Genomic DNA, 12,432 nt, shown 5'->3' with positions numbered 1-12,432 from the left:
TAATTATATTTGATAAAAAAACTTCCTATTTTGAAAACTAAATTTCTTTATATTTTCTTTTTCTTTATATTTTCTTTGCAATTGTATGCCCAAGAGTTACTTCCATTTGTTGAAAATTATAACAAATCCAATTATCAAGGGGACAACCAGATTTGGAATGTAGCCCAAGGAAATGACAAAGCCATGTATTTTGCGAATAATTATTATTTGTTGCGATACGATGGTGTAAAATGGGAAAAATATACATTACCCAATAAAACCATCATTCGTTCCATAATGGTAGATGGTGATCGAATTTATTCAGGTTCTTATAAGGAATTTGGTTATTGGTTTCGTAAAAATGCTACAATGCATTATGTTTCTATTACCAAAGGGAAAAAGGTTTTTGATGCTAATAACAACGAAGAAATCTGGAAGATATTCAAGTTTAATAACAAAATTTACTTTCAATCCTTTAATGGTGTTTTTGTATTTGATGGAAAATTGATAAAAGAGAAAAAGTTTCCATTCCTCATTTCATATTGTTTTGTTGTAGCAGATCAGTTATTAATTGCTTCAGTAGACAAGGGGATTTTTAAGTGGATGGATGGGAAGATTGAAAAAGTAAATGGATTATCTCTTTTAGAAAAAAATGTGATTCATGCAATTCAGAAGTACCAAAACAAAATTTATTTTTTCACCAAGAAAAATGGGGTTTATGTGCTTGAAGATTCAATTTTGAAACCTTGGAATAATGGTTTAAATGCTATTTTAAAATCAGCCAATATCAATATTGCTCAATTTATAAAAAACAATAAATTGATTATTGGAACTGCAAATAATGGAGTTTACATTCTGAACTTGAATGATGGTTCCTATAAAAATATCAATCGGAATAATGTCTTGATGAATAATTCCATTCTAAGTATTGGTCAGGATAATGAGAATGATTTATGGTTGGGACTCGATAACGGACTGGCTCATATTGAGGTCAATTCGCCTATTTCTATTTTTTATGACAGTTCCGGAATTTTAGGATCTGTATATTCAGTGGCAAGCACACCAAAAGGTTATTTGATGGCTTCAAACCACGGTGTTTTTAAATATGAAGGGAAGCAACTTTCAATGATACCAAATTCACAGGGACAAGCTTGGAATATCAGTAAAATTAACAATCAATACCTTATTGGTCATAACGAAGGAACTTTTATATTTCAAAATGGACAGTTTAGTAGATTAAGCGATATAGATGGTGGGTGGAATTTGTCTAAAAGTAATAACAATAATTTCTACTTGCAAGCAACCTATAGTGGAGTGGTAATTTATGAAGATGCCAATGATTTGAGAAAAAGTAAAGTTCTGGAAGGTATTTTAAAACCGTTAAAATATCTTGCTCAAAACAGAAGAAATGAGATATGGGCAGCTGATAACAATAGAGGTTTGTATCGTATTTTGTATAATGATGATTATAAAGCTAAAATGGATAATGTTACTCAACGTTGTAATATTAAAAATGATTTTGGAGTTAAAATATTTGAGTTTAGAAATGAAATTCTCTTTTTGATTGATAATTCATGGTACACTTATAATTCTATTGCCAATAGATTAGAGGCTAATGAATTGTTCAATACCAATTTTAAGAATGTAACAGATATTGTTTCTATTGACGAAAATCATTTTATGGTACTTCAGGATGGTCTTCTGTATCATATTATTGCTCAAGGAAATACATTTATAAGGAATAGTATTCAAGAGAAATATTACAAGGGTAAAATTATCAATGACAATCTAAAAGTATTTAAAGATGGTAATAATTATCTATTGAATCTAGATGATGGTTTTATTTCACTTGAATTAAAAAATGACAATAAAAATACGGTTAATGTAAAGATTGAAGCTTTCAATAATAATGTTTTGGTAGAAAATAATTCAAAAGTCAAACATAATTCAGAGCTTAAAATAAATGTAATATCTGGAATTTATGGTGCAACCAAACCAGATTTATTTTATAAAATCAATGGCAACAAAGAGTTTATACCCATAAAGGAAGGGTTGATTCTTTTGAATAATCTCACAAGTGGTTCACACGATGTAACAATATATAGCAATGATGGATTGCATTATAATAGAATTACTAATTTTCAATTTATAGTTGCTAAGGCTTGGTATTTTTCATTTTGGATGATTTTGGTATATTTTGTAGTTGTTGGACTTTTCTTATATCTTTATTATAAATGGAACAAGATAAAATACCTTCAGAAACTTAAACTGCAAGAAGAAGAATTGAAACATCAAAAAGAAATTCTAGAAATGGAATTAAAAGCAGAAAATGAATTGAATAGTCAAGAATATGAGAAGCATATTTTGGAACTCGAATTGCTGACAAAATCTTCAGAAGTAGCGGGCAAATCACTTTCTATCGCCAAGCAAAGTGAAATGATCGAAAATATCCAAAATATATTGGATACCGAATCAGATTTTAATAAATTGAAAAGTGAGATTAAAAAAGCGATAAAGATAAATGCGGTTAATAAACACGAATGGGAAATTTTTGAAACCAATTTGAATCAAATTAATAATGAATTTATAATTTCCCTTTCAAAGAAATATCCAAATTTAACTCCAAAGGATATTAAGCTTTGTGTATACCTAAAAATGAACCTTTCTTCAAAGGAAATTGCTCCAATGATGAATATTACTTTCCGAGGGGTTGAATTGCATCGTTATCGTTTAAGAAAGAAATTGGGGCTTTCTCAAGAAGAAAACCTTCCTAAGTTTTTGTTATCTATATAAAAATGATAGTTTTTTTATCAATAAATTACTTTTTTATTGTTTTTATTACGGAATAACAATACATCATCACTACATCATTACTACTTGTTGTAGTATTTCTTCTATGATGTAAAGTGTTGTTATTTAAGAGTTATTTAGTTAATTTTCATATTTTGATGTATTTATGTAGTAGTACTGTTTTGGTTACTACAACGTTGTATTGAACTAATTTAGCAGAACTAACTTAAACGTTTAGCAAATCTATGAGAAATTTTATTATTAGCATTTTAGCACTCTTTCTACTTCCGGCTTATATGTCTGGTCAAGTAATAAAAGGAAAAGTATTGGATCAGTATGGAATTGGAATTCCCGGAGTATTTGTTGTTGTGGGAAATTCTAATGTTTTTACTTATTCAGATTTTGAAGGGGATTTTAATATCAATGCCAAAGTGGGCGAGATATTAAAAATTAGTTTAGTAGGTTTTGATTCGGTATCAGTAGCAGCTACTTCAGAACCAATGGTGGTATCGATGAAGGAATCCAAAGATACAGAATTGAAAGAAGTAGTAATCATTGGATATGGAACTGCCAAGAAAAGAGATTTAACGGGTTCTATTGTTAAAATTGATGCAAAACAACTCGCAGACAAACCTAATGCAAATCCAATTGTCTCTGCACAAGGTAAAGTAGCTGGTTTATCTATTGTAAACTCTGGAAAACCAGGTGAAGATCCAGATGTTAGAATTCGTGGTACCGTAAGTAGATATCAAACCAAACCTTTGTATGTAGTAGATGGAATATTTTGCGACGATATCAAATTTATGAATGCTTCCGATATTGAATCGATGGAAGTTTTGAAAGATCCATCTTCATTAGCAATTTTTGGTGTTCGTGGTGCAAATGGAGTAATAATAGTTACCTCCAAAAAAGCAAAAAATGGTAAAATGACTGTAAATTATAATAATTCTGTCGGTTTCAAAAATATTGGAGATACTCCATCATTGACAAACGGACAACAATTCAAAACATTGTTTGATGAGCAAAGAAGTAATCAAGGGCTTTCTCCTTATGCACATTATGACAAGTTTAATGCAAACACCAATTGGATTGATGAAATTAAAAATAATAATGCAAAGGTAATTACCAATAACTTGAGTATTTCTAACGGAACAGAAAAAAATAAGTTCTATTTGGGAGTTGGTTTTATTGAAGATGATGGTCTAATTGATTTTGAAAAATATAAAAAATTTACTTTCAATGTTAATAATGAAACTCAATTAACAGAATCAATCAAAGTCGGGTTAGCGATGAATGGATATCAATCTTCGCTGCCTCAGCTTCATAATTTTGAAAGTGCCTTAAGAGCGACTCCAATCGTTTCTTCTCGAAATGCAGATGGAATATACAATCAATTGCCATTAGAAATTGGTGCAGCACAAATAGGAAATCCACGTGCAGAAGTCGAAGGTAAAAAATACACCCAATTGAATGAAGAATCTAAGTTTATTGCCAATGTTTTTCTAGAATTAAAAATCATGGATGGTTTAAAATTTAGAGGTTCTTATTTGTCTGATAATAGCTTTAGTAAGGGTAGAGGATACAATCCCGTTTTTGACGTTTATGTTAGTGAAACAGATCAGTTTACTCCTTATGGAGGAAATAATCTTACTAGTGTGAATCAATTTAAAAATAATTTTAATAAATCACAACAAGATTATAATTTAACATATAATAATACTTTTGGTAAACATGATTTTACTCTTTTGGCAGGATATAATCGGTTAGAAGAAAATTATGAAGGAATGAATGGTACAGTGAATCAATTTGTTGGAGGAGAAGCAATTCCGTATGACAAAAAATGGTGGTATCTAAATGTTTATCCTTTTGGGGACCCAACAACTCGTTTTGCTAATTCAGACCAATGGGATAGAGCTAATGTATCTTATTTAGGACGTCTTTTGTACAACTATGATGGGAAATATACCTTAAATGCTTCTTATCGTCGAGATGGCTCATCAGAACTTAGTAAGGGAAACCGCTTCCAAAATTTCTGGTCTATTGGTGCAGCTTGGGATGTAACGAAAGAAGATTTCATGAAAAATCAAAACCTATTTGACCAACTAAAAGTTAAAGGTTCTTATGGTGTATTAGGAAATCAATTTTCTTCAATTCATTATCCTTCCTATCCCGCATACACAACAGGTAGTTCTGCCATTTTTGGTGAATCTGTGGTACCTGCTTATGTGTTGGCTTATAGAAATAATCCAAATTTAAAATGGGAAACGGTAACTTCTTATGAGGCAGGAATTGAAATGAAACTTTTGGAAAACAGATTGAGTTTTGAAACCGCTTACTTTGACAAAACGACCAAAGATCTATTGACATTTGTTGACCTTGGAAGTGAAAAGTTTTATACGAATGCTGGTGAAATAGAAAATAAAGGTTTTGAATTTACCGCTTCATGGAACGATAAAATAAATGACAATTTTAGTTATTCCATAAGTGGTAATGCGACTACTTTGAAAAATAAAGTAAAATCAGTTTATGAGCCAGGATTTCAGGTTTTTGAGGGACCATCAATTCTTACGGCAGGCGCTCCTATTGGGTCATTTTATGGATATGTAGTCGAAGGGGTTTATCAGTCTTATGCTGATGTATTGAATTCTGCTCCTAGCTCATTGGGTGATTATGGGCCAGGGGATTTAAAATATAAAGATATAAATGGTGACGGGAAAATAACTACAGAAGATAGAACAGTGATTGGTAATCCAACTCCTGATGTTATGTATGGTTTTTCTTTGAGTGCAACGTACAAACAATTTTCATTGTCTCTTGATTTTCAAGGAGTTTATGGAAACGAAATTTACAGAGATTGGGGTAATGGTTCAACTTTTGCACAATTCAATTATAGAACGGATCAATTGGACAGGTGGACAGGTGCAGGAACTTCAAATTGGGAACCAAGACTTAATGATGGTTCTGGATACAATAAATTGGCATCTACTTATATGATAGAAGACGGAAGCTATCTTAGACTTAGAAACATACAGTTTTCTTATGATTTTAATAAAGATTTTCTAGCTAAGTCTTTTATCCAAAGTTTAAGAATATACTTCAATGCGCAGAATCCAATTACATGGGCTAAAAATTCAGGATTCACTCCTGAAGCGGGAGGTTCTCCAGTTTCATTTGGAAGAGACACAGGGGGATATCCTTTGCCAGCTGTTACATCTATTGGTTTAAACGTGACTTTTTAATATTAAAAATTGAACAAAAATGAGAAATTTTAAATCTATAGTTTATATATCGCTACTGGCCGTAGTTTCATTACCCACTTTGAATTCGTGTAATGATGATGATTTTTTGAATAGAAAACCATTAGGAACAGCAGTAGAAGGAGATTTACCAGCGGGAGGTTTTGAAGAAAAAGCCTTTGGTTTATACGGAAAATTGAGAACACAAGGAGGAATTACAGATTGGGACAGGTATTGGTTTCAAAATATTCGCTCCGATGATGCCATGAAAGGTAGTACACCAGGTGACGCATCTGCAAGAGGGAATATAATGGACGGATTTGTTTATTCTCCCACAGAATTTGCTTCAAATTGGGATGGTCATTTTAGCTTAATTTATGCTTGTAATGATTTGATTGCCGATGTAGATAATTCAGGAAAAACGGATTCAGGAAGCATAATCAACAAAGCTGAAGCTTTGGCTATAAGAGGATTTGCCTATTTTGAATTGCGCAGAGATTATGGAGAAGTACCTATAATTTTGAATAGAATCCTTACACCAAGCGACGGTATCAAAGCAAAATCTCCCATTGCCGATGTTGATGCACAAATTATTAGTGATTTAGAATTAGCTGCTGAAAAATTACCAATTAGTTGGCCTTCTTATCCAGGAAGAGCTACTAGTGGTTTTGCTAATTCAATATTGGCTAAGCTTTATTTGTACCAAGGAAATTGGGTAAAAGCACTTGAAAAAGCGGAAGTTGTAATCAATTCGGGGCAATATGCTTTGTATAATTCGTATGAAACTTTGTTCAAAGAACAAGGTGACAATTGTATTGAAACCATTTTTGAAGTTCAGTTTCTAAGACAAGCAATTGTAAATTATTCTAATAATTATTTTGAATCACAAGGTATTCGTGGTTCTGGAGATTGGGATTTAGGTTGGGGATTTAATGTTCCTACTCAGAATTTAGTCGATGCCTATGAAACTGGTGATCCCCGTAAGAACTCGACTATCCTTTTTGAAGGACAAGATGATGGATTTGGTTTTACTATTCCAACAGGTTTGGCTCAACCGTATTGGAACAAAAAAGCCTATTCTACGCCGTCATATAGAGCACTTCAAGGTACAGGAAAAAATCATTGGTTTAATGTGAAAATTATACGTTATGCAGATGTTATTTTAATCGCTGCCGAAGCTGCAAATGAATTAGGGAATACTGCTAAAGCGGCAGATTATGTGAATCAAGTTCGCGCTAGAGCAAGAGGGAATAATGCTGGTGTGCTTCCAAATGTAGCTGCTGGTGCTGGTTTGAAAGCAGCAATCAAACAGGAAAGAAGAGTGGAACTTGCAATGGAAGGAGAAAGATTCTATGACTTAGTTCGTTGGGGAGATGCTCCAACAGTATTAGGTAGTTTAGGATACCAAGACAAAAATAAGTTCTATCCTATTCCTCAAACTGCCATAGATCAATCAGGCGGAGTTTTAAAACAAAATCCTAATTATTAATACCGATTCGATTTAAAAAAATAAATATATGAAAATCAATATATCAATGATTAAGAAAGCTTTTGGAATAGTATTTGTTTCGATCGCATTTATAGGATGTCAGGAGATGGACAAACCTGCATTGGGAAATTATCCAAAAGATCTAAATCCAGTTGGGGGAGCTTTGAAATTTTTTGTTCCTTTTGATGACAATACAACAGACCCTTTAAAATTTGCTGTTGATAATATTCGAGCAAAGTTCCCCAATGATAATCAGTTTACACAGACTGATGGTATTACTGGAAAAGGGGCACAAGGGCCAACGGATCATATTCAAAAGTACATAGCCTTTTCAAAACCAAATGATTTTGCTGCTGAAGCGGAAAGTTTTACAATTGCTTTTTGGGAAAAACACAATGGAGCAACAAAAGGTGCTGAATATCCATTTAGTCTTCCTTCTTCAAACGGCCACTGGTCTGGAGGAACAATGATGCTTATGTTTGATGGTTCAGAAATTAAATTTGTTATTGTAGACAAAAACATGAATGATCCATGGTTTATTTGGAATGAATCAGGTTTAATGGCAAGTTTAACGGATAACCAATGGCACCACTGCGCATTTGTGTATGATGCAAGCACTTCCGCTTTTACATTTTATAAAGATGGTGTTGTAGTGAGTACAAAAATGTGGACAGACCACGGAAATGTAAATCTAGACGATTCAAAAGTTGCTGGTTTGCGTATAGGATCTGGACCGGGGAATACACCAAATGATTGGCTTTCTAATAATTGGCTTGGGAGCTTAGATCAGTTCAGAATGTATGCAACTGCTTTGACAGCAACCGAAGTAAATCAACTAGTTACTGGAAAATTGTAATGTGAAGTAGAATATATCTTGTCAAAGCATAATGGCTTTGGCAAGATTTTAAACAAAAAAAAGCATGAAAAAAATAAAATTTTTACTAATTCCAACTTTTGTTTTTCTTTTCTGTTGTAGTAATAGTGCAATAGATCAAACAACACCTGTAACTCCAACACCTCCTGTTACAGTCTTAACAGATGAACAAGCAATGGATCAAGTTCAAAAAGATGCCATCAAGTATTTTTGGGATTATGCGGAACCCAATTCAAAATTAGGGAGAGAACGTTATCATACTGATAATCCTGGTTTTGAAGCCAGCAAAGTAACCACTGGAGGTTCTGGTTTTGGACTAATGTCTTTGATTGTTGGTGTAGAAAGAGGTTTTATTCCAAGAGCCGAAGCCGTCTCACGAATGACCACTGCAATGAATTTTCTAGATAAAGCGGATCGTTTTCACGGAGCCTGGGCACATTGGATGGATGGAACTACTGGACATGCCATTTCTTTTGGAAATAAAGATGACGGTGGAGATATAGTGGAAACCGCTTTTTTATGCCAAGGTTTGATTGCCGTTCGCGAATATTTCAAAGACGGAAACCCTCAAGAAAAAGCATTGTCTGCCAAAGCAGATAATCTATGGAAAGGGGTTGAATGGAGCTGGTATACTAATGGCGAAAATGCGATGTTTTGGCATTGGTCTCCAACCTATCAATGGGAAATGAAATTCAAATTAGAAGGATACAATGAATGTTTGATTGCCTATATTTTAGGCGCTTCCTCTACAACGCATCCAATTCCTACTGCTGCCTATCATGAAGGATGGACACGAAACGGTACAATTACAACCGGTAAAACACAATATGGAATTCCTTTAGTTTTCAAATACAATACGGTAAGTGGAAATGTTGGTCCTTTGTTTTGGGCGCAATATTCTTATTTAGGATTGGATCCTTCTCAATTGTCTGATAAATATGCAAATTATTGGGAATTGACACAAAATCAGGCCAAAATAATTTATAGTTATTGTGTTGATAATCCAAAAAAATGGAATGGCTATTCTGATAAATGTTGGGGACTTACAGCCAGTTATTCCAGAAATACTGATGGGACAACGGGGTATTCTGCCCATGATACCGACAATGATTTAGGGGTAATCACTCCAACTGCTGCGCTATCTTCTTTTCCGTATACTCCAAAAGAAAGCATGAAGTTTTTACATTATTTATACAATGAAAAGAAAAGTATTTATGTTGGAATTGCGGGGCCTTATGATGCATTTTCACCTCATTATAATTGGGTGACACCACGTTATTTGGCAATAGATCAAGGAACCATAGCACCTATGATTGAGAATTATCGTTCTGGATTATTATGGAAATTATTTATGAATGCTCCTGAAGTAAAACAAGGACTGTTGAATCTTGGTTTTCATTCTGGGAAATATAATTTTTAGAAAATTTCAGATAATAAAGAATTATAGAATAATAGTCATTGCTTTTTTATCGTCATTAAATTCCTTTCCGCATTCGGATATAAATGGAAATTTAAAAACTGAAATTAGAATTTTTTATGTTCTTCAAGAGGGTATACAGAATGAAGGGCACTTAATACCCATTTATAAAAAAATTAAAAGTTGTAACTCTGATGTCAATTGGCCATTTTTTAATGATTTATGTTAAGGAATTTGGTTAAAAGTATATGATAATCCAAAAATCTATGATTGGATATTTAAACAAATAAAAAAATAGAAAATGAATACGAAATTAATAATAGTACTACTTAGTTTTTCACTCTTTGGCTATAGCCAAAAAAAAGAAAATAAAAAAGCGGTTACATTAAAACCCAAAACAGAATTTGTTGCCGAGTTGTTGTCCAAAATGACTTTGGATGAAAAATTAGGGCAACTGAATTTACCCACTTCGGGAGATATAACCACCGGTCAGGCCAATAGTTCTGATGTTGCAAGAAAAATTGAAGAAGGCAAGGTCGGTGGATTATTTAATATCAAATCGGTTCAGAAAATTAGAGACGTTCAGCGAATTGCTGTCGAAAAAAGCCGATTGAAAATTCCATTAATTTTTGGAATGGATGTTATTCATGGGTACGAAACTACGTTTCCTATACCACTAGGATTATCATGTACTTGGGACATGAAATTAATTGAAAGAAGTGCCCAAATAGCTGCTCAAGAAGCTAGTGCCGATGGAATCAATTGGACATTTTCGCCTATGGTAGATGTTTCCCGTGATCCACGTTGGGGAAGAATCTCCGAAGGTTCTGGTGAAGATCCTTTTTTGGGAAGCCTAATCGCCAAAGCAATGGTAGACGGATACCAACAGCATGATCTTTCCAAGAAAAATACCATTTTGGCTTGTGTTAAACATTTTGCTTTGTATGGAGCGCCAGAAGGTGGCCGTGATTATAATACGGTTGATATGAGTAGGATAAGAATGTACAATGAATATTTCCCTCCTTACAAAGCGGCAATTGACGCAGGTGTAGGATCTGTTATGGCTTCTTTTAACGAAGTGGAAGGAATTCCTGCCACCGGAAACAAATGGCTGATGACGGATGTTTTAAGAAAACAATGGGGATTTAAAGGTTTTGTAGTGACTGATTTTACAGGAATTCCCGAAATGATTGATCATGGAATGGGAGATCTGCAAACCGTATCAGCGCTGTCAATGAATGCTGGAGTTGAAATGGATATGGTAGGCGAAGGTTTTTTAACGACTTTGAAAAAATCATTAGATGAAAAGAAAGTGACTATCGAACAGATCAATAATGCCGTTACTCTAATTTTGAATGCCAAATACGATTTAGGATTGTTTGAAGATCCGTATAAATATTGTGATGAAAAAAGGGCTAAAACTGAAATTTTTACTTCAAATAGTAGAGATGAAGCCAGAAAAACAGCTACTCAATCTTTGGTTTTACTAAAAAATGAAAATCAATTATTGCCTTTGAAAAAATCAGGAACCATTGCACTTATCGGACCATTGGCAGATGCCAAAAACAATATGTCAGGAACTTGGAGCGTGGCCACAAATGGAGAAAAATGCATTTCGTTATTGGCAGGAATTCAGGAAGTAGCTGGTAAATCGACTAAAGTGCTTTATGCCAAAGGAAGTAATCTGGATTATGACGAAACTTTTGAAACCAATGCTACTATGTTTGGCAAAACTTTGAATAGAGACAAACGTTCTAAAGAAGAAATGATTGCCGAAGCTTTGAAAGTGGCCAATCAATCGGATGTTATTGTGGCTGCTTTAGGCGAATCTGCCGAAATGAGTGGGGAGTCTAGCAGTAGAACTAATTTAGAAATTCCACAATCGCAAAAAGATTTACTGAATGCATTATTAAAAACAGGGAAACCTGTAGTTCTCGTTTTATTTGATGGTCGTCCATTAATATTAAACGATGAAAACGCAACTGTTCCAGCAATTCTAAATGTTTGGTTTGCCGGTAGCGAAGCGGGTTATGCCATTGCCGATGTTTTGTTTGGAGATGTAAATCCTTCAGGAAAATTAACCACTACTTTTCCTAGAAGCGTAGGTCAGTTGCCTATTTATTACGCGCATAAAAATACTGGTAGACCTCTTTCTAACTCAGAAGGTAAATTCGAAAAGTTTAAATCTAATTATTTAGACGAAAGAAATGAACCTTTATTTCCTTTCGGTTTCGGATTGAGTTACACCAATTTTGAGTATTCAAATCTGAAAATTTCTTCTGATAAAATGAATTTCAACGGAAAAGTAAATGTAAGTGTAGATCTTGCAAATACTGGAAAATTTGATGGCAAAGAAGTTGTTCAGTTGTATATTAAAGATGTGGTTGGTTCTGTAACAAGACCGGTTAGAGAATTGAAAGGTTTTCAAAAAATTGCCCTTAAAAAAGGAGAAAAACAAACAGTGATATTCGAAATTAACATTGAAGATTTGAAGTTTTATAATTCTGATTTGCAATTTGTTGCTGAGCCGGGTCTGTTTGAAGTTTTCGTTGGAGGGAATTCAAACGCGGACAATAAAGTAAGTTTTAATTTAGTAAATTAAGCTTGGTTAGTTTATTTGGTTGCCCTTCGTTTTTGGTTAGACGGA

Annotated in this window: 6 protein-coding genes; all 6 read left to right on the top strand. The window is 33.5% G+C overall.

The features are described 5' to 3' along the window. Positions 1–30: 30 nt before the first annotated feature. The 6 genes from OZP06_RS00220 (at position 31) to bglX (ending at position 12,387) form a co-directional block, all read left to right on the top strand. Entirely contained in the window at positions 31–2,772 is a 2,742-nt protein-coding gene (locus OZP06_RS00220; RefSeq protein ID WP_269223117.1) for a histidine kinase, read from the top strand. Positions 2,773–3,014: 242 nt separating this feature from the next. Next, positions 3,015–6,008, top strand: coding sequence for a TonB-dependent receptor (locus OZP06_RS00215; protein ID WP_269223116.1), 2,994 nt, complete (start codon positions 3,015–3,017; stop codon positions 6,006–6,008). A gap of 19 nt (positions 6,009–6,027) precedes the next feature. Beyond that, positions 6,028–7,494, top strand: coding sequence for a RagB/SusD family nutrient uptake outer membrane protein (locus tag OZP06_RS00210; RefSeq protein ID WP_269223115.1), 1,467 nt, complete (start codon positions 6,028–6,030; stop codon positions 7,492–7,494). A gap of 28 nt (positions 7,495–7,522) precedes the next feature. Continuing rightward, entirely contained in the window at positions 7,523–8,350 is an 828-nt protein-coding gene (locus OZP06_RS00205; protein ID WP_281324065.1) for a LamG domain-containing protein, read from the top strand. 64 nt (positions 8,351–8,414) lie between these two features. Continuing rightward, positions 8,415–9,788 (top strand): glucoamylase family protein, encoded by a 1,374-nt coding sequence (locus OZP06_RS00200; protein ID WP_269223113.1) that lies wholly within the window; start codon positions 8,415–8,417, stop codon positions 9,786–9,788. A gap of 298 nt (positions 9,789–10,086) precedes the next feature. Beyond that, the gene (gene bglX, locus OZP06_RS00195) at positions 10,087–12,387 is read left to right on the top strand and encodes a beta-glucosidase BglX (RefSeq protein ID WP_281324064.1); all 2,301 of its coding nucleotides are present in this window, start codon (positions 10,087–10,089) and stop codon (positions 12,385–12,387) included. Positions 12,388–12,432 lie beyond the last annotated feature (45 nt).

Source organism: Flavobacterium sp. IMCC34518, from assembly GCF_027111095.2.
Classification (GTDB): Bacteria; Bacteroidota; Bacteroidia; order Flavobacteriales; family Flavobacteriaceae; genus Flavobacterium; species Flavobacterium praedii.
Note: the sequence above shows the minus strand (reverse complement) of the source record. Positions and strands in the feature narration are given on the sequence as shown.

Bases quoted from the DNA above. Each gene is read 5' to 3' on its own strand.
- OZP06_RS00215 (WP_269223116.1), top strand. From the start codon at position 3,015: ATGAGAAATTTTATTATTAGCATTTTAGCACTCTTTCTACTTCCGGCT.
- OZP06_RS00210 (WP_269223115.1), top strand. From the start codon at position 6,028: ATGAGAAATTTTAAATCTATAGTTTATATATCGCTACTGGCCGTAGTT.
- OZP06_RS00205 (WP_281324065.1), top strand. From the start codon at position 7,523: ATGAAAATCAATATATCAATGATTAAGAAAGCTTTTGGAATAGTATTT.
- OZP06_RS00200 (WP_269223113.1), top strand. From the start codon at position 8,415: ATGAAAAAAATAAAATTTTTACTAATTCCAACTTTTGTTTTTCTTTTC.
- bglX (WP_281324064.1), top strand. From the start codon at position 10,087: ATGAATACGAAATTAATAATAGTACTACTTAGTTTTTCACTCTTTGGC.